Origin of the sequence: Peribacillus sp. AS_2 (assembly GCF_026891895.1) — a bacterium.
GTDB lineage: Bacteria > Bacillota > Bacilli > Bacillales > DSM-1321 > Peribacillus > Peribacillus frigoritolerans.
In genome coordinates this window covers 75,849-101,148 of sequence record NZ_JAPTGA010000012.1, presented here as the reverse complement: position 1 = coordinate 101,148, position 25,300 = coordinate 75,849, and the positions used below count along the sequence as shown (strand labels likewise).

Annotated in this window: 18 protein-coding genes and 2 pseudogenes; 3 read left to right on the top strand and 17 right to left on the bottom strand. The window is 38.8% G+C overall.

Features of this window, described 5'->3' with window-relative positions; translation table 11 throughout:
• Window positions 1-22: 22 nt before the first annotated feature.
• The 6 genes from OTG27_RS20165 to OTG27_RS20140 all read right to left on the bottom strand — a co-directional run bounded on the left by OTG27_RS20165 (window position 23) and on the right by OTG27_RS20140 (window position 9,750).
• Window positions 23-1,345, bottom strand: coding sequence for an MFS transporter (locus OTG27_RS20165; protein ID WP_187049260.1), 1,323 nt, complete (start codon window positions 1,343-1,345; stop codon window positions 23-25).
• A gap of 440 nt (window positions 1,346-1,785) precedes the next feature.
• Complete coding sequence (hutI, locus tag OTG27_RS20160; RefSeq protein ID WP_063576520.1) at window positions 1,786-3,084, bottom strand: imidazolonepropionase; 1,299 nt, start codon at window positions 3,082-3,084, stop codon at window positions 1,786-1,788.
• Window positions 3,081-4,757 (bottom strand): urocanate hydratase, encoded by a 1,677-nt coding sequence (gene hutU, locus OTG27_RS20155; RefSeq protein WP_063576521.1) that lies wholly within the window; start codon window positions 4,755-4,757, stop codon window positions 3,081-3,083. Before hutU ends, hutI begins: the two co-directional genes overlap by 4 nt.
• 1,222 nt (window positions 4,758-5,979) lie before the next feature.
• Window positions 5,980-7,449 carry a helix-turn-helix transcriptional regulator gene (locus tag OTG27_RS20150; RefSeq protein ID WP_268937898.1) on the bottom strand — a complete coding sequence of 490 codons (1,470 nt, stop codon included), beginning with the start codon at window positions 7,447-7,449 and terminating at the stop codon, window positions 5,980-5,982.
• 460 nt (window positions 7,450-7,909) lie between these two features.
• On the bottom strand, window positions 7,910-8,794 hold the full coding sequence (locus OTG27_RS20145) for a DMT family transporter (protein WP_268937897.1): 885 nt from the start codon (window positions 8,792-8,794) through the stop codon (window positions 7,910-7,912).
• A complete protein-coding gene (locus OTG27_RS20140) occupies window positions 8,794-9,750 on the bottom strand; it encodes a DMT family transporter (protein WP_268937896.1) in 957 nt (318 codons plus the stop codon). Before OTG27_RS20140 ends, OTG27_RS20145 begins: the two co-directional genes overlap by 1 nt.
• Before the next feature lie 115 nt (window positions 9,751-9,865).
• On the opposite strand from OTG27_RS20140, the gene OTG27_RS20135 reads away from it, so the two are divergent.
• Window positions 9,866-11,209, top strand: coding sequence for an aminotransferase-like domain-containing protein (locus OTG27_RS20135; protein ID WP_268937895.1), 1,344 nt, complete (start codon window positions 9,866-9,868; stop codon window positions 11,207-11,209).
• A gap of 372 nt (window positions 11,210-11,581) precedes the next feature.
• A pseudogene (locus OTG27_RS20130) lies at window positions 11,582-12,862 on the top strand (transposase).
• A gap of 159 nt (window positions 12,863-13,021) precedes the next feature.
• Here the strand turns inward: OTG27_RS20130 and OTG27_RS20125 are convergent.
• From OTG27_RS20125 to OTG27_RS20090, 8 genes and pseudogenes are all read right to left on the bottom strand, one after another.
• The gene (locus OTG27_RS20125) at window positions 13,022-13,621 is read right to left on the bottom strand and encodes a nitroreductase family protein (protein WP_268937894.1); all 600 of its coding nucleotides are present in this window, start codon (window positions 13,619-13,621) and stop codon (window positions 13,022-13,024) included.
• A 99-nt stretch (window positions 13,622-13,720) separates the two neighbouring features.
• The gene (locus tag OTG27_RS20120; RefSeq protein WP_063576529.1) at window positions 13,721-14,698 is read right to left on the bottom strand and encodes a ring-cleaving dioxygenase; all 978 of its coding nucleotides are present in this window, start codon (window positions 14,696-14,698) and stop codon (window positions 13,721-13,723) included.
• Window positions 14,699-15,492: 794 nt separating this feature from the next.
• Window positions 15,493-16,893: an MFS transporter gene (locus OTG27_RS20115; RefSeq protein WP_268937893.1), complete on the bottom strand. Its 1,401-nt coding sequence runs from the start codon at window positions 16,891-16,893 to the stop codon at window positions 15,493-15,495.
• A gap of 129 nt (window positions 16,894-17,022) precedes the next feature.
• Window positions 17,023-17,286 (bottom strand): hypothetical protein, encoded by a 264-nt coding sequence (locus OTG27_RS20110; RefSeq protein ID WP_268937892.1) that lies wholly within the window; start codon window positions 17,284-17,286, stop codon window positions 17,023-17,025.
• 179 nt (window positions 17,287-17,465) lie between these two features.
• On the bottom strand, window positions 17,466-19,181 hold the full coding sequence (locus OTG27_RS20105; protein WP_268937891.1) for a GMC family oxidoreductase: 1,716 nt from the start codon (window positions 19,179-19,181) through the stop codon (window positions 17,466-17,468).
• Window positions 19,182-19,199: 18 nt separating this feature from the next.
• Entirely contained in the window at window positions 19,200-19,964 is a 765-nt protein-coding gene (locus OTG27_RS20100) for a gluconate 2-dehydrogenase subunit 3 family protein (protein ID WP_268937890.1), read from the bottom strand.
• Between the two features lie 42 nt (window positions 19,965-20,006).
• Window positions 20,007-20,615: pseudogene (gene tatC, locus OTG27_RS20095) on the bottom strand (twin-arginine translocase subunit TatC).
• A gap of 13 nt (window positions 20,616-20,628) precedes the next feature.
• Window positions 20,629-20,847 carry a twin-arginine translocase TatA/TatE family subunit gene (locus tag OTG27_RS20090; RefSeq protein ID WP_063576533.1) on the bottom strand — a complete coding sequence of 73 codons (219 nt, stop codon included), beginning with the start codon at window positions 20,845-20,847 and terminating at the stop codon, window positions 20,629-20,631.
• A 552-nt stretch (window positions 20,848-21,399) separates the two neighbouring features.
• Here OTG27_RS20090 and OTG27_RS20085 point away from each other — a divergent pair.
• Complete coding sequence (locus OTG27_RS20085; RefSeq protein WP_268937889.1) at window positions 21,400-21,750, top strand: c-type cytochrome; 351 nt, start codon at window positions 21,400-21,402, stop codon at window positions 21,748-21,750.
• Between the two features lie 109 nt (window positions 21,751-21,859).
• On the opposite strand, the gene OTG27_RS20080 is transcribed toward OTG27_RS20085, so the two are convergent.
• From OTG27_RS20080 to OTG27_RS20070, 3 genes are all read right to left on the bottom strand, one after another.
• Entirely contained in the window at window positions 21,860-22,120 is a 261-nt protein-coding gene (locus tag OTG27_RS20080; RefSeq protein ID WP_057275989.1) for a hypothetical protein, read from the bottom strand.
• 507 nt (window positions 22,121-22,627) lie between these two features.
• Window positions 22,628-23,611, bottom strand: coding sequence for an alpha-ketoacid dehydrogenase subunit beta (locus tag OTG27_RS20075; protein ID WP_095679607.1), 984 nt, complete (start codon window positions 23,609-23,611; stop codon window positions 22,628-22,630).
• A gap of 12 nt (window positions 23,612-23,623) precedes the next feature.
• On the bottom strand, window positions 23,624-24,619 hold the full coding sequence (locus OTG27_RS20070; protein ID WP_268937888.1) for a thiamine pyrophosphate-dependent dehydrogenase E1 component subunit alpha: 996 nt from the start codon (window positions 24,617-24,619) through the stop codon (window positions 23,624-23,626).
• Window positions 24,620-25,300 lie beyond the last annotated feature (681 nt).

Here is a 25,300-nt window from a genome sequence, read left to right as displayed (position 1 = left end):
ATACATCCATTTATGCCTTATCTTAGCTAACCATATTATTGGTGGTTTCCGATGAGTTACCTTGTTTGCCAGGCTTCACGAAAACCATGGCTATCATGCCAATCGTGACGGCTATAGATGCTGCAATAAACATGGCATTATATCCATATATGGCGACAAGACTTCCTGTTAAGGTAGGGGCAATAATGGTAGCCAGATTGGCAATGAAATGAGTTACCCCGCCAAATGTACCAGCTTTATTCGGTTCTGTATCCAGAACCACGATCCAATAAATGGAATTAGGTAAATAATTAAAGGCATTTCCTATACACATTAAAGCAAGTACGGCCGCCGCACTCTCGACAGTCGGAATCAACATAAAACATACAGCAGTACAAAATAAGGAGACTACTGTGAACCAAGATCTGGCAATACGTAAATTCCCTGTTTTCCTGCGTAATATATCTGAGATTTTACCACCTAATAATCCAGTGATAATAGCTCCTACCCAGGGAATCATACCAATATATGAAAGAGAAGAAAGGGAATAATTAAATTCATCTTGCAGATATTTTGGGGTCCATGTAAGTAATAAAATATTTACATATAAAAAGGCAAAATATCCAATTGCATTAAATACTAACGTAGGGTTCTTAAAAAAATGGTACCATGGTACATTTATTTGTTCGTCTAATTTCGTCTCACCTTTTATTAAAATATCTGCTCTTCGAATTTCTTCGAGTTCGGTTTTCGAGACTCTTGGATGATCTTCAGGTAAGTTTGTAAATACTTTGTTCCAGATTGCTACCCAAATAAAGCCTAATATACCGAGAATAACAAATGTTACTTTCCAGTTAGTGAATGTTAGAAGACCTACTACGATGGGTGCAGTAATTAATGCTCCAATTGGCGTTCCAACTAATCCAAGTGCTACAGCAAACCCTTTTTCTTTAGGAGATACCCAGTTTGCCATCGTTCGGTTCATCGTTGATAAGGTAGGTCCTTCAGCTAAACCAAATAAAACACGAAACACCGCAAATCCTGCCAAGGCAGAGCCTCCAAATAATGCTGCACCTATGTGACCTGCGAAGATTGTCCCAATTTCAAAAATAGACCACGTAGTTCCGGCAATGATCCACATGAATTTAGGACCTTTCTTATCTGCTAAAGCACCACCAAATAGTGCACCGAATATATAACCATATCCAAAATACCCCAGTATGGCTCCCCAACTTACTGGATCTAAATTGAACTCCTTGATTATTTCAGCTTGGGCATATGAAAGTGCACCTCTATCAATATAATTTATGATTGTAATAACAATAATCATAAAAATGATAAAATAACGATAGTTATTTCTCAACATGTAATCACTCCTTGATGTTTGGTAGAGAGCAGCAATACTGAATGATTTTAAACATCAGCATTATGCAGCCTGTAATAAATTTAAAGCCATGAATATCCTGGTCTTAGAGAAGCTCAGATCAAGACAAAAAAACATGATAATCGGATACTGGCCAAGTTCTAGTAAAATATAAAAAAACACATTAATAGGCATTCCACCATGGATAGAAGCATGTATACCCGTGCAACTGAAATATCAGATACATCTCTTGCTTTGGCAATTCGGAATACTGTTAGATCATGTTGTACGTATCAAAGCCTTTTTACATCCGCCAAAATTCCAGCGGATATAAAGAGGCTCCTGATACATAGATTAAAGGTTCATTAAATTGGCGTTTCATGAGAGATCCGGTCAACCTAATTATGGTTCGATGGGTATAGACTCTCTTCTATTAGTGAATTTTATAGACCAGTCAGGCTTTTGGTATCAGTCTTCACTTTATCATTCACTACTTGCACTCCATTTTTCCATACAGACTTAACGTGATTGACCCCAAATAAATATTGCAACTCCTGATAGTTTTCAACATTCCATAAAACGACATCCGCTTGTTTTCCGACTTCAAGGGATCCGACCCTTTCTTGCCTGTTGATTGCACAAGCAGCATTGTATGTCGCCGCCGTAAGAGCTTCTGCAGGGGTAAGCCGCATCGAAATGCATGCCAGATTCATGACAAGCGGCATGGATGTCGTCGGTGAAGATCCGGGATTGCAATCGGTCGAAATGGCAACAGCCACTCCTTCATCAACCATTCGTCGTCCAGGGGCCGCTTCTTCCCGTAAATACAAGGCAGTGGCTGGAAGCAAGCAAGCAATCGTGCCTGACTTCGCCATAGCAGTAATCCCCTCATCGGAAGCTTTTAACAAATGCTCAGCTGAAATGGCTCCTATCTTCGCAGCTAATTCAGCTCCACCGTATGGCTCAATTTCATCAGCATGAATTTTAGGGATCAAGCCGTACTTTTTCCCCGCCTTTAAAATCCGCTCTGATTGTTCAGGGGTAAAAACCCCCTTTTCACAAAAGACATCATTGAATTCTGCAAGCTTTTCTTCAGAGACGATTGGAAGCATATCATTAATCAGATGATCGACAAATTCATCCTCGCGGCCTTTATAATCCTTTGGAACCGCATGGGCACCCATAAAAGTAGGAACCAGATCAATCGGATGCTCTTCCTGTAGCTTCTTCATCACCCGCAACTGCTTTAATTCGGTTTCCAAATTCATTCCATAGCCGCTTTTACCTTCTACTGTAGTCACGCCATGAGCGAGAAACGAATCAAGTCGTCGCGTGGTTTGCTCCATCAATTCTTCTTCACTTGCTTCCCTTGTCATGCGGGTGGTAGCATGAATGCCCCCACCTGCGTTCATAATGTCCATATATGTTGCGCCTTCAAGCCGCATTTCAAATTCACGTTCCCGACTCCCGCCATATACAACATGCGTATGTGGATCAACTAACCCAGGTGTCACCAAATGGCCAGTTGCATCAAAGACTTCAGCTTCATGCATTCTATCAGCATAGAGTTTTTCCAATTCCTTGGTTGTCCCGACGGCTTGGATCAACCCTGATTCCATCCATATACTTCCATCCTCTATCAAACCAAGCTCCGACATTGCCTCTTTGGAACGCGGACCTTTCCTTTCAGAGGTAAGGGTAGCAAGTTGAGCGGCATGTTTTATCCAAATTGGCTTTGTCATTTTTTATCAATTCCTTTATCAAGCATCGGGATATTAATACCTCTTTCACGGGCTGTTTCCTCTGCAAGTTCATATCCTGCATCAACATGGCGTACTACACCCATCCCAGGGTCCGTTGTCAACACTCGCTCAATCCTGGCTGCTGCTTCTTTTGTGCCATCTGCCACAATTACAACGCCTGCATGCATGGAGTAACCCATTCCTACGCCGCCACCATGATGTACGGAAACCCAGGTTGCACCGCCCACAGCATTCACCATTGCATTTAAGATCGGCCAGTCAGCCACTACATCGGAACCATCCTTCATGGCTTCCGTTTCACGATTCGGCGAAGCGACAGAGCCAGAATCCAAATGGTCACGCCCAATCACGATCGGGGCCTTCAATTCACCGCTTGCAACCATATCATTGAGGATTTTACCAAAACGGGCGCGCTCCCCATAACCAAGCCAGCAAATACGGGAAGGAAGACCTTGGAACTGGATTTTGTCTTGAGCCATTCTAATCCAGTTACATAGATGTTCATTATCAGCGAATTCACGTAAAATGGCTTGGTCTGTTTTATAAATATCTTCTGGATCTCCAGATAAAGCGACCCAACGGAATGGACCTTTACCTTCACAGAATTGCGGACGGATATAAGCTGGAACGAAGCCCGGGAAGTCAAAAGCATTCTCTACCCCTTCATCTTTCGCAACTTGACGGATATTGTTGCCATAATCAAACGTCACAGCTCCTTTTTCCATCATTTCAAGCATCGCCCTTACATGTTTGGCCATTGAAGCTTTAGAGAGTTTAATATACTCTTCTGGATTTGCATTCCGTAATTCTGCAGCCTCCACCATTGACAGACCTGAAGGAGTATATCCATTTAGCGGATCATGGGCCGAAGTTTGATCCGTCAAGACATCAGGAATGAAGTTCCTTGCGATCATTTCCGGAAGAATATCTGAAGCATTCCCAATCAAACCAATCGATAATGCTTTCCCTGCAAGTTTAGCTTCATTCGCTAAACGAATGGCTTCATCCAATGAATCCGTTTTCACATCGGTATAACGAGTCTCAATCCTCCTGTCAATTCTTGTCTCATCTACATCGATCCCGATACAGACTCCACCGTTCATCGTAACTGCCAGCGGCTGTGCCCCTCCCATTCCGCCTAAACCTGCCGTTAGAGTGATGGTGCCTTTTAACGAGTTATTAAAATGTTGTTTTGCAAGCTCGGCAAAGGTCTCGTATGTACCTTGTACGATCCCTTGAGATCCGATATATATCCAGCTGCCTGCTGTCATCTGCCCATACATCATCAATCCCTTTTTATCAAGTTCATGGAATGTTTCCCAGTTCGCGTATGCAGGGACGATATTTGAATTTGCAAGCAGGACACGTGGTGCATCCGAATGCGTTTTAAAAATGGCCACCGGTTTCCCTGATTGGACAAGTAAAGTTTCATCTTCTTCAAGCTCTTTTAGTGATTTGACGATTGCATCAAAGCATTCCCAGTTACGAGCTGCTTTCCCAATCCCTCCGTATACCACCAAATCTTCTGGACGTTCAGCAACTTCAGGATCCAAATTATTCATAAGCATTCTTAGCACTGCTTCTTGTTGCCATCCTTTAGTATGCAATTCTGTTCCAGTATATCGGATAACCTTATTTGTAATCGTGTTCATTTTCATTTCCCCCTTGTTTTTGTTATATATTCATTCTATAAGAAAAATTCAGAATAATTAATTATAGTTTAATGATTATTTTATAATCTATTTTACATTTTTGTAGTTAACTTTATTATTTTATGAATAATTTCAATAATTACATTGTTATGAAATAAATAAAAAAGGACGATTCATTTATTGAATCGTCCTTTTTTAGACTGTAGACAAACTATAACTTTGATTTCCTCTCCAGGTACTCGCTTTCCGCGGGCGGTCCGGGAGCCTCCTCGGCGCCTTTGCGCCTGCGGGGTCTCCCCTGGACTCGCTTTTCCCGCAGGAGTCTCGTACCCTCCGTTCCAATCAACTTGTTTTAACAAATAGATATAACCCTTTTGCCTAAAGTCTTCATTGTTTTAATATCGCATTAATAAAACTTGAAGTGATGAGGATGCTTTCTTAACATGATTCTTTTTAATAAGGTCAACTAGAATTTTTTAATCCGAACCCTTTTTGTCTACAAACTGAAAGGACGATTCATTTTATTGAATCGTCCTTTTTTAGACTGTAGACAAACTATAACTTTGATTTCCTCTCCAGGCACTCGCTTTCCGTGGGCGGTCCGGGAGCCTCCTCGGCGCCTTTGCGCCTGCGGGGTCTCGCCTGGACTCGCTTTTCCCGCAGGAGTCTCGAACATCCGCTCCAATCAACTTGTTTTAACATTTAGATATAACCCTTTTGCCTAGAGTCTTCATTGTTTTAATATAGCATTAATAAAACTTGAAGTGATGAGGATGCTTTCTTAACATGATTCTTTTTAATAAGGTCAACTGGAATTTTTTAATCCGAACCCCTTTTGTCTACAAACTGAAAGGACGATTCATTTATTGAATCGTCCTTTTTTAGACTGTAGACAAACTATAACTTTGATTTCCTCTCCAGGCACTCGCTTTCCGCGGGCGGTCCGGGGGCCTCCTCGGCGCCTTTGCGCCTGCGGGGTCTCCCCTGGACTCGCTTTTCCCGCAGGAGTCTCGAACATCCGCTCCAATCAACTTGTTTTAACATTTAGATATAACCCTTTTGCCTAAAGTCTTCATTGTTTTAATATAGCATTAATAAAACTTGAAGTGATGAGGATGCTTTCTTAACATGATTCTTTTTAATAAGGTCAACTGGAATTTTTTAATCCGAACCCCTTTTGTCTACAAACTGAAAGGACGATTCATTTATTGAATCGTCCTTTTTATAAGCCAGACCGATATGCTGATGGTGTATAACCTTCAAGCAGTTTGAATTTGGCATTGAAATAGGTTTGATGTGAATAGCCGGCCAATTGTGAGATTTCCTCCAATGATAAATCCGTTTCCTTTAATAAACGTTTAGCTTCCCTAATTCGAACTTGGTGCAGCGTATTTCGAAAAGACTCGCCTGATTCGGCCGCAAATCGACGGCTGAGTGTACTTTTATTGATTCGCAGAGTATCTGCACAACTCGCTAGATTCCACTGTGCGTCCCAATAGTTGGACTCGATCAGTTCCCTTGCCTTTTCGCTGATTGTGCGTGCCCCTTCCTGTAATTGTCCATGATCCTGCAGAAGCATATGGGTGGTGAACGCATGCAGCTCTTTCACTATTTGATGGATGACAGGTTTATGTACAATTTGCTGAAATACATCATAGTATATGGCTTCCAGTGAAGCATTCTGCAAGTTGTATGATTTCATATGCCTGCGAATCTGTGCAAGTACGCTTGTAAGGCGGATACGAACGATTTCCGGGTCGGGGTATGGTCGTTCGAAAGTAAGGAATTCACGCTCAATCCAGTTCCTGATGGCCTTCGCATCCCGTCGCTCGAGCATTTCTATCCATAGTCTTTGTTCAAGAGGAGTGAGGAAGGGATCCATCTCTCGAGGGGAAGTCTGTTGACTTTCGGCTAAGATGATATCATATCCATCAAAAAAGATTTGTCTCGTAAATTCACGAGTTTGCTGATACATCCTTTTTAAAGACTCATCTGATGTTGCCGCCTTTATTATGATGGCAAGGGGCTCATCCATTCTTTCTTTCCAATGGGCAAGGAAGGCCTGATACTCTTCCTTATATATCTCCATTTCCTTTGTTTCCTGGACACATAAAATAAAATCCGATAAAGCGAAGATTTGATTCTTCCCAGTAAAAGAATATCGTTGCAGTTCATCATAAACTAATGGAAGGGTCTTGTTATCAGGTGTCAAGAAAGCGACCATGGTTATACGGCTTTCATGCTTCCGGTCTGTCAAGAAGAAATCTGGATACCCAATATCCAGAGCATTCTCATCATCCATGGTGTTTGACGAGATATGACCTGGACCATTTCTCAATTGAAAACGTAATTGTTGGATATGTTTTACCAAATCCGCCGAAGAAAAAGGACGGAATAAAACATCTTCAGCACGAAAACGTAAGGCTCGATAAGCCGTTTGAAAGATTCGCTCAGATGAAATCCCTAACCAACGAATTCCTCTCCGCTTTAACGAAACACCCATCGCCTCACTTTCATCCGTCCAAATATCCATATCCAAAATAACGAATTCAGGTTGCTGATTGCGTATGCCCTTTTCAAATTCTTCAATCGTTTTCCATAAAATCAGTCTAACTCCCGTTAGGTGGGACTCCACGATCCAACGAATTCCTTGAGCCTCAATCTCATCTTTTGCCACCAAATGAATTTCCACATCATCACCTCATTTCTGCTGTTATTCCTATAATGAATAAATATGATGTCTGTACATGAAAAGAAAAGGAACCCCTTGTCTTTTCGAAAGCACTTGTATCTCCATTCTAATCCCGCCGAAAACTACAAACAAGTCTTATTGGCCAGAACCTTCGATTTAGATTGAATGATGACATGCTCAACCGGTATTTCCATCCCATATATATGTATTTCCTATATGAAAATAAAAAAAGAAACATCATGGAAACCTTATGATTACCAATGATGTTTCTTTTTTAGTCACTTTTAATTTTCCATACATTTAGAACCTTTATTATCGATTAATATTGACTTCTACTTCTTTACCTATGTTTTCACCTGAAGCATCCGCCAATTTTAATGATAATAGGGTGATGACACCTATTATAAGCAATCCAGAAAAAATAAACATTCCTTGAGTAAATGCTTCAGTTCCGAGAATACTACTTTCGTTTCAATTTGATAATTATTTTTTCGTCTAAAAAAACTAATGACATCATTATTATACCCATTCCAATCAATTGATGAATGGACAACGCTTCATGTAAAAAGAAAAACCCTAAAATCATTCCGATTACTGGCACTATATAATTACTATATGAAGTAAATAATGCGCCTTCTTGCCGAATCAGCCTATTAAATAATGCATAAACAACACCTGCATGGAAAATGCCTAAAATCGCTAAGTAGATGGATTGAGATCGTGCTATATCCAATTTGAAAGATTGCTCAAACAAAAGGGACATGGGTATGAGCAATGCACTGGCAATCAGTAATACATTTCTCATATGAATGACGGAAGAACCCTCGTTTAATTTCTCCATGAAAATCAATGATAATCCAAAACTCATAGCAGCCAATATCATGAGGATGTTCCCCTGAATACTGTTAGAAAGGTCTTGGATTCCTTGTGTCGGCCATGAAAGGAAGACAATACCTGCAAATCCGAATAGGATACTTGTAATCTGCGGCCCTGTGCTTTTTCTTTTGAAAAATGCTAGTAAAAAAAGGATGGTAAAGATGGGAACCATTCCAATCAGCACCGCTGCGATGCTGCTAGGCACCCATTTCTGGCCTTGTGCAATAAAAACGAATGGGAGTACAACCTCGAAAAAAGCAATGATAATATACCATTTATAATAACCCCTGGGTACTTTTCGCTCTTCTTTTGATAAAAACAAACCAAAGAAGAGTAAACAGATACCCCCGATGCATGCTTTGATGGCTGATAATGTAATAACCCCAACATTTTCTATGACTAATGCAATAAAGAAAAATTGAGATCCCCATATACCACTAATCAAGAGTAACAATACATATTTATTCATTACTTTACCTCCCTTTTTGGCAATGGGTCGGCAAAAGTCTTACTATTATGTTTGGATTGAATTCCACCAAAATAATTCGTGCCGATTACCCCAGCAAGAATGATTATTGCACCTATTACATGATAATAATGAATCGATTCATGTAAGAAAATCACCCCTGCCATTATCGTAATCAATGTCGCTAAATTACTAAAAACGCTCATTTTAGATGCTGGTAATATAGATAATGTATAGTTTGATAAAAAAGCAGTAAGCAAAGACGATAATACCCCAAGATATACGATTGAAATGAGGAATGCACTACTTGTGAAGGGTAATAAAAAGCTACTGATGGAATGGTTAATTATATGGTTAATGACGGCCATACTATTAAAAGTCACAAAACCAAAGAAAGTCATCACATACGTTAACGCAAATAGTGAATATTGCTTTGTTACCTTCCTCGCTATCACATTATAAAGAGCGGCGGCAATCGAGGATAATAAGATCAGGATCGTTCCTATCCAACTGTGAGCCGCATGTTGCAAGTCATTCATGACAAAGATAAAGATAACCCCCGTAACAGATAAATAAAGAAAAAATTTCTGAGCTCTACCTGCGTATTCTTTCAAAAATAATGAAGCTGATAATAACGTAAAAATTGGTATGGTCGCTTGGATAATACCCGCTTCTGAAGATGAGGTATAAATGAGACCAAACACTTGAAATGTAAAAAATAAAATTGGATAAAGGAACACCAACGGAAGAATTTTCACAGAATCCTTTGCACTCATTTTCACTGATGTCCTCCTTAATAGCTTAATAATTATGGCGATCAAGAAAGCCATCGTAAATCGATGTGCCAATGTATCTAGCGGACTAGCTTCCATTAATGATATTTTTGTAAAGAAAAATGAAAATCCAATAATAATGGCATAAAGTATCGCCGCAAGATAGGCTTTTTTATTTTCTGGCATATTGAGTAATCCTCCTTTTCAACACCCGGCCGGTTGTTAGTATCGTATTAAAAGTTCCACTACGATACAATACAAATATGAAGCATCTGTAACGGTACAGTTTTAGGAGGTATTCATGCTAAAATACGTAGCTTTGTTTAATGAATTTGAATCTCTCATCCGGAATGGACGGCTCAAAGCGGGCTTTAAACTCCCATCTATCCGTCAATTAAGCGATCAACATCAATGTAGTAAAAGTACAGTCTTGAAAGCCCTGCAAGAATTGGAAAAGAGGCATTTAATCTACGCCGTTCCTAAAAGCGGATATTATGTCGTACAAAAAGAATTTGATGGTAAAAGCGAACCCACAACGGACATCGACTTTGTTACCTCCGCTCCCGCTTGGCATCAATTTCCGTATCATGACTTTCAACATTGCATTAACAAAGCCATCGATACCTATCAGCAAGAATTGTTTATCTATGGCACTCCAAAAGGACTGCCCTCTTTAATTAAAGTGATACAAAAACAATTAGAGCAGTATCAGGTCTTCGCAAAAGAAGAACAGATTTTCATTACTTCTGGCGTGCAGCAAGCACTTTCCTTATTAACGTTAATCCCCTTTCCAAATGAACGTACTCATATACTTGTTGAGCAGCCTAGTTATCATCTATTTGTGGAGCAATTGAAAGCGTACAAGATTTCCGTGCTAGGAATCGAACGAACAGCAGAAGGTATTGATTTAGGGGAGTTAGAACGGATTTTTAGTGATCAGGAAATCAAATTCTTTTATACGATGCCTCGTTTTCATAATCCGTTAGGGACTTCTTATTCTAAAATGGAAAGAGTAGAGATACTAAAACTTGCAGTAAAGTATGGAGTCTATATTGTAGAAGATGATTATTTAGCAGATTTCGAAGAAAATATGAAGGTAGACCCTATTTTTTCCGAGGATACCGATAGCATGGTCATTTATTTAAAAAGCTTCTCAAAAATAATGTTTCCAGGATTACGCATAGGTGTTGCCGTATTGCCTAAACCATTAACGGAGAGCTTCCAACTATATAAAAGAACGTCTGATATTGATAGTTCCATGATTTCACAAGCAGCATTGGAAATCTACATAAAAAGCGGTATGTTTAAACACCATAGAAACCAAGTGCGCCTTTCCTATTCATTGCGTGCAAACTTGCTATATGATGCTCTAGAAAAGCACTCTGCTTCAGACTTTTATCGCCCAGCATCTATATGTATGAACGCTCATATCGTACTGCCTTATCGTTTAAATAGTGCTCACCTCATCAATAACTTACAGAATCAACAAGTACTGGTAGAGACGATGGGTCAAAATTATATAGATGGCTTTCACCAGGAAAAAATATTAAAACTAAACGTGTCCAATACAAATATACAAAAACTTGAGCAAGGAATTGCTCTTATTTTCAATGAATTGAATAAAAAGGAGAATTATTACTTATAAAACTTTTATATTAGGTATAGTCACTTTCCACACACGGCAATAAACAAAAAATATGGGCAAATGAGCTCAAACAAAAAAGAGCCAATTAGAATTGGCTCTCCAGACTGGAGACAAACTCGATGAAAATCGAGTTTGTCTATTTTTATGGCTTGTACAATTTGGACGTTGATTTCCACTCCAGGCACTCGCTTTCCGCGGGCGGTCGGGGAGCCTCCTCGGCTTTCGCCTGCGGGGTCTCCCCTAGACGCGCTTTCCCCGCAGGAGTCTCGAACACCCGCTCCAATCAACTTTGTCTTACCTTTTAGCTAGAACACTTTTGCCTGGATTCATTTTTGTTTTAAAATAGAAGTATTAAAACTTGAGGTGATGAGGATGCTTTCTAAACATGATTCTATTCAGCGAGATCAACTTGAAATGTTTACTTTAGATCAACTGGTGCCACCGAACCATTTGGTTCGTAAAATGGAGGCTCCCATTGACTTCACTTTCATTTATGACTTGGTGAAAGATATGGTATTCAGAGTTAAGACGCCCAAGTATTGATACAGTTATTTTAGTTAAACTGACTTTCATTCAATATACCTTCGGTATGCGTTTCATGCGTAAAACGATTGAAGAAGTTGAAACCAATATGGCTTACCGTTGGTTCTTAGGCTATGGTTTCCATGATAAAGTACCTCCTACTCCACGTTCGGGAAAAATTATGAGCGACGCTTTAAAGATACAGACCTGTTTGAAGATTTTCTATCGCATTTTAATAACAGCTGCTAATAAAAAGTTAATAAGTGCTGAACACGTTTTCGTGGATTCCACACATGTGAAAGCCAGTGCGAATAAACGGAAATTTGAAAAGAAAATCGTTCGTAAAGAAACTCAAGCGTATCAAGGAAGTCTTCAAATCAATCAAGATCGTGAAAACCATGGAAAAAAGTCTTTTCCACCAGATAAATTTCCGAACAAAAAAGTTTGACTATTCATTCCAAGCGGCCGCAGACCGCAACGGTTTTGTATTGGGAATGATCGTAACACCTGGAAATACACATGACAGTCCAGACCTTAGAGCCACTAGTTGAACAAGTGATTGAGAAAGTTGGAAAATCGTAAGCCTTTGCCGCAGATGCAGCTTATAAAACACCAGCGATTATAAGCTACCTATTTAACAAAGAAATCATACCGGCTTTACCTTATACACGTCCTCGCACCAAAGAAGGGTTTTTCCGCAAACAGGACAATGTATACGATGAACACTTTGATTGTTACCTTTGCCCTTCGGGCGAAACTTTAAAGTACTCAACAACAAATAAAGAGGGCTATTGCGAGTACAAATCGCCAAAACATATTTGTACAACATGCACATTTTTATCTCGGTGTACAGAAAGCAAAGACTGTCAAAAAGTGGTGACATGGCATATCTGGCAAACACATGTGGAAGAAGCAGATCATCTGCGTCATCATCAAGATGTAAAACCTATATATGCAAAACGTATAGAAACGATTGAGCGTATATTCGCAGATGCAAAAGAAAAGCATGGTATGCGTTGGACTACTTTAAGGGGACTTAAAAAATTGTCAGTGCAGGCGACACTAACTTTCACTGCCATTCATTTAAAGAAGATGGCCAATTGGACATGGCGAGGTCCAAAAATGGCCTAACATGTGGGCTTGTAGAGCCGCAATCTCTTAACTTTAGGCGAAAATTCAAAGGGGATTTCAAAAGGGGTTCAGAATATTTTAATTCCGAACCCCTTTTGTCTACAAACTGAAGAGCCAATTAGAATTGGCTCTCAACAAAGTTTCTCTTATCGGTACTCTTTATTTATAAAATTTGATACGATCCTCAAGTGGTTTGAATTCTTTATCACCCGGTTGAGCTGTTGGATTTCCAAATGGCATTTGCGCAATCAATTTCCAATTGCTTGGAACATTCCATTCTTTTTTCACTTCATCATCAATTAGAGGATTATAATGCTGTAAAGTTGCTCCCAATCCTTCTGCTTCAAGTGCCGTCCAAACAACTAATTGATGCATGCCTGATGTTTGTTGTGACCAGATTGGGAAGTTATCGGCATACGTTGCAAATTGTTCTTGAAGTGATTTCACTACAGATTCATCTTCAAAGAATAATATTGACCCATATCCGGCTTTGAAGGAATCCATTTTTTGTTGAGTGCCAGAGAAATCCCCCTCACCAACCGCTTTCCTTAAAGCCTGCGTCGTAATATCCCATAATTTATCATGTGCCGATCCTGTTAAAACAACAAGGCGGGAGGATTGGGAATTAAAAGCCGATGGCGTGTGTTTTACCGCAAATTCAACTATTTCTTTAATTTTCTCATCCGATACTTGGACTTCTTTATTGATTGCATAATATGAACGTCTTTCTTTAATGGCCGTGTAAAAGTCTTTTGTCATGATTCATTCCTCCAGAACATTTTTTCTATTTCAAATGATTATTCCATTTTTTATTTCTACCTATTTTAGTATGGGCATAAACCAATATATCATTCGCAATTATTCTTTAATGAATTCCTTGGTGCTTCTTACTGTATCAATGGGACGGACCAACTTTTCGATTTGATCCCTTTTCGGTTCCAAGAACGGTGGTAAGGATAACTTTTCCCCAAGCGTTTCATACGGCTCATCCCCCATAAATCCAGGACCATCCGTGGCAAACTCGAATAAAATTTGCGGTGCCACTCGTACGTAAAGCGACTCAAAAAAGTGACGATCGACATAACCGGACGTATGAAATTGGAAGCTTTCCATTCGTTTGATCCATTCTTCCAGAACGGAACGGTCTTCAACACGGAAGGCTGTATGGTGAACAGTCCCAAAACCCTGCCGAGCCTGAGGAAGGGTCGAATTATGCTCGACGATCACTTGTGCACCATTCCCGCCTTCCCCTACTTCAAATAGGTGAAATGACCCTTCATTGTCTATTTCTTTGAATAATAGGACTTTTTCCATCATTTCTTTAAAGTAATCAAAGTTGGCGATACGAATGAAAATTGGTCCTAATCCTGTAATAGCGTGTTCCAGAGGAATCGGTCCTTTTTGCCAAGGAATTCCAGCTGCAACCCCTTCATTATTTTCATCTGAGATCAATTGATATTGCTGATCATCAAAATCCACAAACGAAATGGTTTTTTTACCAAATTGTTCTTGGATTCCTGTATTACTTACTTCTAAACGGTCGAAGCGATTAACCCAATACTCCAATGCCGCATCATTCGGTACACGGAAGGATGTTTTAGAGATCTCATTAGTCCCATGCACCCCTTTTGGAATTCCAGGAAAATCGAAGAATGTCATGTCAGTACCCGCACCGCCAACATCGTCGGCAAAAAACAGGTGATAGGTTTGGATATCATCTTGGTTAACGGTTTTCTTGACTAAACGCATGCCTAATATATTTGTGAAAAATTCATAATTTTTTTCAGCACTACTTGTTATGGCCGTTACGTGGTGTATACCTTTTAAACCATTCATACATTATTCCTCCCATTAAAACGATTCAATTTTTGGATATTTAACGTTTTCCTTAATCCCCTATATTTTTCCTTCAAAAAGAGTGGCTATTCATTATAGGGGTTTGATTAGGTATTTCTCATTATCTTGAATTAATATATCTTTACTTAAAGATAATTTATCATGAATACTATTCACTGTCAACAACATTGTCTCAAATCAATATATCTCAATGTCGAAATAATTACAGGGCAAAAAAACCCACAGTCAATTTTCCTTAAAATATAGACCATTCTGTATATGGGTTACTGTCTATAGCTATAAACAAAGACAGTATTTTGTATATCTATTATTTCTAGTTCCGTACCAATAAGCTTAAGGTATAGAACCGTTGTTTTATGGCATCATTCCCTAATTTTCAAAATATCCTTTCACATCTTTTCATAAATTAAGGGTTTATCGAGTATACATCTCGTAAATCTGTTCATCCTTTAAATGATCAAAGCGAACCTCTTGTAAAAATTCCTTTTGATCCATCAGCAAAAGCATAATAGGAGCTGTTAAAATCCCGCTACCTCTTCTACCTTATTAGCATCAATGTGCCCCAGGTGATAATTGGGTAATTGTCCAGCAGTTCCCTAAGAGAAAAGGAAACTTATTCGTAACCCATTTCTTTAAATAACTCTATCGCTTTCCTTCTTCTTTCTATTTTTAAACAACTTTATTATTCGTGAGTAGCACAAAACCCGAAATACAGACGCTCATGTTTGAGTGCCTGTATTTCGAGTAGTCCTCCCATTGGATGTGTGCTTTTTTTATTTTTCTCTTTGTTCCGTTTTCCACCATAGGGAATCTTTTGGATTTTCAACAGCTTCTTGAAATTCAGATTTTGAAGCTACTGTTGGGTAAGATCCTTTTAGCGATTTTCCTGAAGTACTATTGAACAAGAATAATATCACTAAAAACCCGATAATATTCACGGCTGTTAGATAGAAACCAGGTGCTAAGTTATTCCCCGTTTTGTGAACTAACCATGTGGAAACTAAAGGGGTAGTTCCACCAAATATTGAAACCGAGACATTAAAGGTCACCGATAATGTTCGATATCGAATATCAGTATAGAACATGGTTGGTAACGATCCAGGCATTGTGCCTTCATAAATTGAAAGCAGAACACCTAGAATTAGAACACCTAACGAAATAAATACTAAAGCATTCAAGTTTATTAAATAAAAAGCAAGTGCAGACAATAGACTTAAACCGCCTAAACCGATTAAGAAAACAGTCTTATTTCCAATTTTATCACTGAGCTTTCCAAACATTAAAGTAAGTGGCACCATAATAATCATTAGTATCGTAATTAATAGGGTTCCTACTGTACTGGATAATCCAATAATCTCATCTAAATAAGAAGGCATGTATGATAATAGCATATAGCTTGTAATATTAAAGAATGCAACAGCTACAAAACATACAAGAATATCCTTTTTGTGATTTTTGAAAATAGATACAAAGCTTTCATCTTGGCCTTCATCATCAGAAAGTTCATTTTCAAAAATCGGTGATTCTTCTAAACTTTTTCTTAAGTACAATCCAATAAGCCCTAAAGGTAAGCCCAGTAGGAACGGTATTCTCCAACCCCATGAGGCCATCTGTTGATCGGAAAGAGTGATAAAGAGTGTACTGGCAAGTAATGAAGCTAATATATAACCAATTAGCGTACCAATTTCCAATCCACTTCCAAGCAAATTGCGTTTATTGTCTGGAGAAGATTCTGCAATATAAACCATTGCACCAGCGTATTCGCCACCTGTTGAAAAACCCTGAATAATTCTAGCTATTAATAAGAGTATAGGTGCCCATATACCGATTTGATCATATGTAGGTAATAAACCGATTAGTAATGTTGAAAAAGCCATCAAAATAATCGTGGTTGTTAAAACGACTTTTCTACCTAATTTATCTCCGATTTTACCAAATATGATACCCCCTACTGGGCGCATTAAAAAGGCAATCGCAAACGTTGCAAAGGTGAACACTAATTTTAGCTCATCATTCTCAACAGCACTAAAAAAGTTTTGACTAATGATAACAGCCAAATAGGAATATAAGCCAAAATCAAACCACTCCATAGCATTTCCTACCCCTGTAGCAAACACGCTTTTCTTCGCTTTTTGAATATCTACAACGTTGATTTTTTTCTTGTTAAATTTCATTTTATCATGTCAACTCCATGGAATACATTTATGCAAGAATGAGAAGTAAAGTCAAACGGGAGGAAAATCGGATTTTGGGCGTTTTTCCAATGGTATCCCAAATAAAATATTGTCTTCTTATTAGAGGTTCTATAAATCGCCTCTCGTTTTATTAAATTCAAGGTTATTGCCTTTTTCCATTTGTTTATCCGTTTGATCAGGGTTTTCATCGTGCTTGAATGATCGATTATCATCATCATCATTATTATTTGGATTCGTGTCCGTGTCATTTCGAACAGGACGATAATCTACTTCCTCTTGATCATTAAAGTCGTTATTACCGGCGTTACATGCTGACAGAAAACTTACCGAAAGTAATGCGGATAAAATAGTGATTTTCCATTTGCCTTTCATTTTATAAACCCCCTTATCTTAAGTTTTTGGTATTAAGTTTAATATGTACCTTAAACGATACCCTTAGTCTTAAATGGAGCCCATGCATGTTTGTTTTTTTAGCATCCTAAAATTAAAAAACTGCCCCCAATTATTGTGGGAACAGGTCATGTTATTTTTAGGTCAAAGGAAAAGCTGTCTTATACGAGGGAACCACCTTTTTTAAGGTACTTTACAATCCCTTCTGCTGCTCTATATGAAAAGGCACCTAAAGTACCAGTTGGGTTGAACGAACTATTATGAGGAAATGCTGAAGAACCCGCAACAAATACATTTTCAGCGTCCCACATTTGCAGGTAAGTGTTAACTGCTGAATTTTTTGGATCAGCCCCCATGATGACGCCGCCTGTGTTATGCGTATTCGTATCTGTGTTTACGTTAAAATCTGCTTGTTCAGCAACCGTATCAATATGATCAGGACCCATTTTTTTAGCAATCGATCTTGTTACTTTCGCCATGTATTTTACTAACTCACGGTCTTGGGCAGTATAATCATATGTCATCCGTAATAAAGGCATACCGTATACATCTTTATAAGTAGGATCCAGATCAAGGTAGTTTTGTATGTGTGGCATACTTGCACCCTGTGATTTGACTTGCAGGATGCTATTGGCATATTTGATTGATTGCTTTTTAAATTCCGCACCCCATGAAGGTGTTCCGATTGGTGAGTTATTATTAGCTATAGGTCTATTCCCATACTGGGTTGTACGAATTCCTGCTCCGTGAAGGAAGTTTACATCCGAATGGTCAAAATTATCACCTGTAAATTCTGCAATCTCAATGCCTAATGCACCTGCACCTCCATATATATTGAATTCACGGTCATTATAATAAAGGCTTGAATATCCTGAACTCACTTGGTAGCAATAGTTTTTACCAATTACACCATTTCTGGTTTTTGGATCATAGGGTACTCCAAGATTTGAATTAAGTAAAAGTCTAACATTATTAAATACATAACTCGCTAAGACCACTACTTCTGCCGGTTGTTCGAATTCTTCACCCGTGAAGGTATCTACATAAATAACACCTGTCGCTTTCGTACCATCATTTAAAATACGGGTGACGTTTGAGTATGTCCGCAGGTCAAGGTTACCAGTTTTTTTGGCAACAGGAATGACCGTAACAACTGGATCTGCTTTTGCACCATACTCACAACCGAAGTTTTCACAAAATGCACAATATTGACAGGCTGAACGTGAAATACCATCAGGGTTTTCGTAATTCTCTGATAGATTTGCAGATGGGATCATATATGGTTTGTAGCCAAGCTTCTTCGCTGCTTGTTCAAATTCCGCTAATACAGGTGTTTTTATCATCGGTCCTGTTGGATAAGGATTTGAGCGTTTTCCATATAACTTAACAGTTTCCCCAGATATTCCTGCCATTTTTTCAAAAGTATCATAATATGGTTCGATTTGGTCATATGTAATGCCCCAGTCTTGAATCGGATAGTCTGATTTAATTTTATTTTTACCATACCTTTTTTCAGTTAGTGATTTAATTTCAAAATCATATGGAAGAAAACGGTAGGTCTGTCCATTCCAGTGACTACCAGCTCCTCCAAGACCTTCACCTACGATAAAAGTTCCATAATTACGCATAGGGAGTGCTCTCATTTTTTGGTTATTACGATGAGTAATAGTTTCTTTTGATAAATCTTGCATTAACTCTTCACGATGTTGGAAACGCAGTTCGTCATGCACCATTAAATAATCACTCATATCCCGTTCTTTCCCGCGCTCTAGTCCAACGACTTTGATTCCTGCTTTTGTTAATTCCGAGGCAATAATACCTCCAGCCCAGCCCATCCCGACAACAACGACGGGTACCTTAGGTAGTTTTTTTGCCATGTTTTTCATCCCTTTCTATCATGAATGTTTCATATGACTTTGAAGGCTATTTGGATCTAGCTTTAAAAATTCTTTACTTTGGATTTCTTTTGTATAACTCATCCGGGAACCAGGATACTTTCGCATCTGCCAGCCTAGCATTTCCTTGTTTCCTCCGTACAATGGATCTGCATAAACACCTTCAATGGTCAAAGTTCTTAACAATTGGAAAAATGCCGATGAAGATGCACCAGAAAGCGAACTTGCTTTACCTTTCTCGAACGCAGCTAACACTTCATCCTGTTCATTAGCCTCTAATTCTGTAAATTTCTTTTTATAGTTTTTGTAGCTATATGTATTCAATTCTTTTAAGCCTAGCCGGAACAAATCTTTTCGGTAAAGTTTATTCTGTTCACCTTGTGTTGGCTCTGGCTTATAATAGGGTCCAAGTTTATAATCCTTTTCATTTACGCCCCACCCACTGTTGAGTTGATGGTCAATATAAATCGCCGCATTTAATTCCATAGCACCTGGTCCAAGATCGTCCTTTGGGAAAATGCGTTCTGCAGCTGCCGCTGTCGTCTGATATTCTTCTGGATAAAAAAACATCAGGGCTTCATTCGGATTATTAGCTTGAGTTTGACTCTTCTGTTCTGTTTTCACACCACTTTCCGAATTTCTATCAAACATGCTTCCAACTGCTCCACCTAAAATAAGCCCTCCAACAGCTAAACCGGAATTCTTTAAAAAGGTACGTCTCGTACTACCTTGTCTTTCTATTTGACTTTTCTCTTTGTCCGACAAAAAAAAACCTCCTATTTCATAATCAAGGTGTGAATTTTCTTATCACATTGATGCATCGCTTACTACCTTTTTCTTATAAGCAATCTTGGATATGGTGACACTTAATAAGTAAAGAACCAGTAAAGGAATAATGACGAGTATATCCAATATGAAATCCGGAGGAGTAATCATAATTGATACGACTACCAGAAAAAAATAGGATAATCTCCACGCTTTTGCCAACCTTACTGGATTGAGAATTCCTAATCACTGCTGACATATTTGTTGAAAATTCCAGCACAATGGATAATAACAAAAAGTATCCAAAAGAGATTCCGACAATAAACAAATGAATAATCCTGGGATAAACGTTTTGAGTCACTTTGCGTTCTTCTTTTGTCAGGGCAGATGCTATAAATTCCCAAGTCTGATAGGCAACTACAGGAATCGTAGCCGCAATGGCAAAAACACACGAAATAATCGTATACACCCATAAAATATCACTTGGTCCCAGGATAGCTAAATCGCTCCCAAGATCTTTAATTATGTCTTCAACAAAAACTATCGCACCAACGAAATCATTCGTTGCCGAGTTTCATCAAGATGTTCAATGAGATATCTTTGTTTTCCAAGGTGGCCACCTCCAGTTATATGAAAAATGCCCACCTGCATACCACTATGGACGCTACTGTTTATCCAGCATCTTCTTTTCAGCAATCGATAACTCATGTTTTTTCTCTTCCTGTTTATCTTCATCAGAAATTAATCCATTTGTTGCACCCTTGAATTCCGTTAATGTCCGTCCAAATGCTCGACCAATTTCAGGTAGTTTTTTCGGACCGAAAATTACAAGCGCAATGATAAGTATTACGACCAAGCCTGGAATCCCAATATTCTGAAACATCACGTCAATCCTCCATAAAAAACATCAGTTACATTTACTAAAAACCGTTTGTAACCTTTACAGTAAACGTTATTATTCACACTAAAGGATGTTTAAGTGCCTTTTTTATTCCTTTTACATATATTCACAAAACAGCTCCATTTTATACCTAGCTTACATTTAGACATGCCTGTTTTGTTTACATTTTCAATATTCAAATTCCTCATCTTTCTAAATAGTTCATATGGGTTTTTCAGTAATTCGACTATATGTATAAACTTTTATTAAATAACCTTGCAGAAAGTTGGAAATGTTATAAAGGAATTTTTGGTACCCGAGGTTAGAGTAAAAGAATCTTACCTTTTATTAAAATGTATTCATGCAAAAATAAACTTTGGGGAAAGATATAAATTAATAATAATGCTTAAATACTTTGGAAGAGTAAAATAAGACCTTAGAGGTTTATGTATTTTCCACGGATTCTATTATTATGCAGAAGATATATTAGAAACGTTCTTTGTTCTTTTATCAAAAAGATTTTCACTCCACGCTACATTAAATACGGAGGTATTTATGAAAAAAATTTGGTTTACTTCTGGAGCCAGTATCGTTCTTGCTGGATGTTTAATATTTTTACTGTTTTTTTACAGAGGCCATCAACCCTCACCCTCCCCAAATTCAAATGGGGGAACACAGGATACTTCAGCTGGTAATCCTGAAGAAATTGTGAGTAATAGTTGTATATCTTGTCATGGGGAAAATTTACAAGGAGGAGCTGGTCCAGCTTTAAATAAAATTGGTGCGAAATATACACAAAATGATATAGAGGATATTATTAAAAATGGTAAAAATGGAATGCCAGCAGGCGTTATTTCAAACGAAGAAGCTGCAATCGTGGCAGAGTGGTTAGCACAGAAAAAGTGAAGAGGCAATTTTTCAACTATATCGATGGCCTTAATTAAACGTAAAATAAAACAGCCAAATCCAATCAAAATGGATCAGGCTGTTTTGTAATTTTCAGGAATAAATATATTTAAAAAAATGAGGACCAATTCAAAACAATAGACCAAACAGCAGTGTTCAATAATAAGCCTGTAATAAAAAGAGACCATTGGTTTTTCTTTTGTTCCCAACAGGAAATCATGAGGGCAAGACCAATGGAAACACCAATAAAGGAAAGCCATGGAAATGAATCAGTGAACTTTGTGAGAAAAACCGCAAGGCAAGCTGTGAATAATAATGATACAAGGTACTCGGTGAATAATGATAATTCGCTTCTAATATGATCGCTCAATTTTTTCCTCCTTCGAAATATATATTATCTTCATATAATACTTCATGATGATTTTTTTATACGAAATTACCTGCGCCCGTAGATTTCAAAAGATAATAGTCCCTTGCTAGTTTCAATGTTCACCAATCACTGTACTGCGTTCAACATTTAAAAATACACAATATTTATCGCTAATATACTGAAATTTGCTTTAATATTAACAATTACAATTCCATAATATGTACTTTGAAACACCATACCAATAGTTTATTATTAGATAATTGTCCAGAATTCTTTTCAATAGTATATATTCATGTAGTGAAAATTCCAAAAAAATCACAGGTTTTATATGCTCCCTCTAGCGTAATCAAACGGATTATTTTTTAACTATAGATGATTTATTCAGCGCAAAAAAAAGCCTGGCAACCTATTTTATAGTTGCTAGACTTATGTTCATTTTTAAGATCAATCCAAATATAAACAACAATTTAAACGGATACGAAGAGTTCGTTCCTTCATGCAGACCATTTAATAGGCAACCAGGTCCCGCAGTGCCTTTTCCACTTTTTCAGGATTCACCATGAATGATTTCTCTAATGATGGTGAATATGGCATGGCAGGAACATCCGGGCCAGCGAGTCTCATGATTGGGGCATCAAGATCGAAGAGGCAGTTTTCTGCAATGATCGCCGATACTTCACTAATGATGCTTCCTTCCTTATTATCTTCAGTAATCAATAGGACTTTTCCTGTTTTAGATGCAGCTTCCATTATGGCTTCTTGATCTAATGGATAAACGGTACGTAAATCAAGTATATGGACGGATATGCCATCACTGGCCAGCCTTTCAGCTGCCTGAAGCGCAAAATGAACACAAAGGCCATAAGTGATCACTGTAACGTCCTCGCCTTCACGTTTTACATCCGCTTTACCAATCGGTAAAACATAATCATCATCCGGCACTTCTTCTTTAATTAAGCGATAGGCTCTTTTATGTTCAAAGAAAAGGACCGGGTCATCATCGCGAATGGCAGCTTTCAATAATCCTTTCACGTCATAGGGTGTAGAGGGCATGACAATTTTAAGTCCCGGTTGATTCGCAAAAATGGCTTCAACGGATTGTGAATGGTATAACGCCCCATGTACACCTCCGCCGTATGGAGCTCTGATGACGATAGGACAATGCCAGTCATTATTGGAGCGATAACGGATTTTTGCAGCCTCCGAAATGATTTGGTTGATGGCTGGCATGATGAAATCAGCGAATTGCATTTCCGCAATCGGCCTCATTCCATACATCGCCGCGCCGATGCCGACTCCTGCGATTGCGGATTCAGCAAGCGGTGTATCAATGACACGCTGTTCACCGAATTGTTCGTATAACCCTGAAGTCGCTTTAAACACGCCGCCCTTTACCCCAACGTCCTCGCCTAATACAAATACACGGGAATCACGTTCCATTTCTTCCCGCATCGCCATTATCACGGCATCTATATAAGATATCACTGCCATCTTCTTTCCTCCTTACCTTTCTGCGTAAACGTATTTTGAGAGCGTGTCTTCATTTGCAAATGGAGCATTTTCCGCATAATCCGTCGCTTCGTTCACAATTTTCATTATTTCCTCGTTCAATTGTTTTTCCATTTGATCATCCATGATTCCCACTGCTTTTAAATAGGCACCAAAAGTAATGATTGAATCTATTTTTTTTGCCTCCGATACTTCCTCAGGCGACCTGTATTGACTATCATCATCATCGCTTGAATGTGGTGTAAGCCTGTATGAAACCGTTTCGATTAAGCTTGGGCCCTCACCGCGCCTTCCTCTCTCAGCAGCTTCTTTCACCACCCGGTATACTTCGATCGGATCATTTCCATCAACCGTCACCCCTGGCATGCCGTAACCAATGGCCCGGTCGGACACTTTCCCGCAAGCCAATTGCTTTTCAATAGGGACGGAAATGGCATACTGATTATTTTCACACATCAAGATGACCGGAAGTTTATGTACACCTGCGAAATTCGCTCCTTCATGAAAATCACCTTGGTTAGATGAACCCTCACCAAATGTAACGAATGAAACAATATCTTTTCCTTCCATTTTTGCAGCGAGTGCAATCCCCACTGCATGTGGCACTTGAGTCGTAACCGGCGAAGATCCCGTCACGATTCGATTCTTTTTTTGCCCAAAATGCCCAGGCATTTGACGTCCGCCTGAATTTGGATCTTCTGCCTTGGCAAAACTGGATAACATTAAATCCCTGGCGGTCATCCCAAACGCGAGCACCACTCCTAGATCCCTATAATAAGGAAGGACATAATCATTTTCACGATTCAACGCAAATGCTGCACCCACTTGAGCTGCTTCTTGCCCTTGACAGGAAACGACAAATGGAATTTTTCCAGATCTGTTCAACAGCCACATCCGTTCATCCACTCTTCTTGCCAACAACATAATTCTATACATCTCAAGCACCTGCTCATCACTCAGACCTGCCTGTAGATGGCGGTTTTCAACCATATGTCATCATCCCTCCTAATAATTAAAACGGTTTTCTGTTAAAACCAGAATGTTCTCCTCACGCTGTCACCCAATATAAATATGGGTCTTTATATCACAAATTACTAACCTTTCTTTTAGCTGTTTGTTTGTCTCGCAAACTTATATCCTGTTATGTATCTAAGGAAGGGAAAGCTCTTATATGTATGCATGCTTGCCATTTAAAACCCTCAAATGCGTTATCATCTACTATTATTACCTGGTACTAACTCAATGCAATATTATCCTACCACTTTTCATCTCACATTTTCAAGTTAATTTCACTTTGTATCGTTGTTTTCACGAGAAAACCTTTCTTTAACAAAGGCTCTTTTCGTAAAGAATGTTGTTTTTAAAACGAAACTATTTTAGGTTGATTGGAGCGGAAGTGCGAGACTCCTGCGGGAGCTGCGGGACAGGTGAGACCCCACAGGCGTTTACGCCGAGGAGGCTCACCGTCCGCACCAAGGAAAGCGAGCACCTGGAGGGGAAATCAACCACACTGCACTACTTCGTAAATAGCAACAAAGTCTGCGAAAACAGCCTTAACAAAAATACAATGGGTTTAACAGTTTTGGCCTGACCTGACTTTAACTCATTTCCATATACGCACCAAGACTAGATAAAAGCCGGGGTGTTGAATTTATTTATTTGTTGACTAAG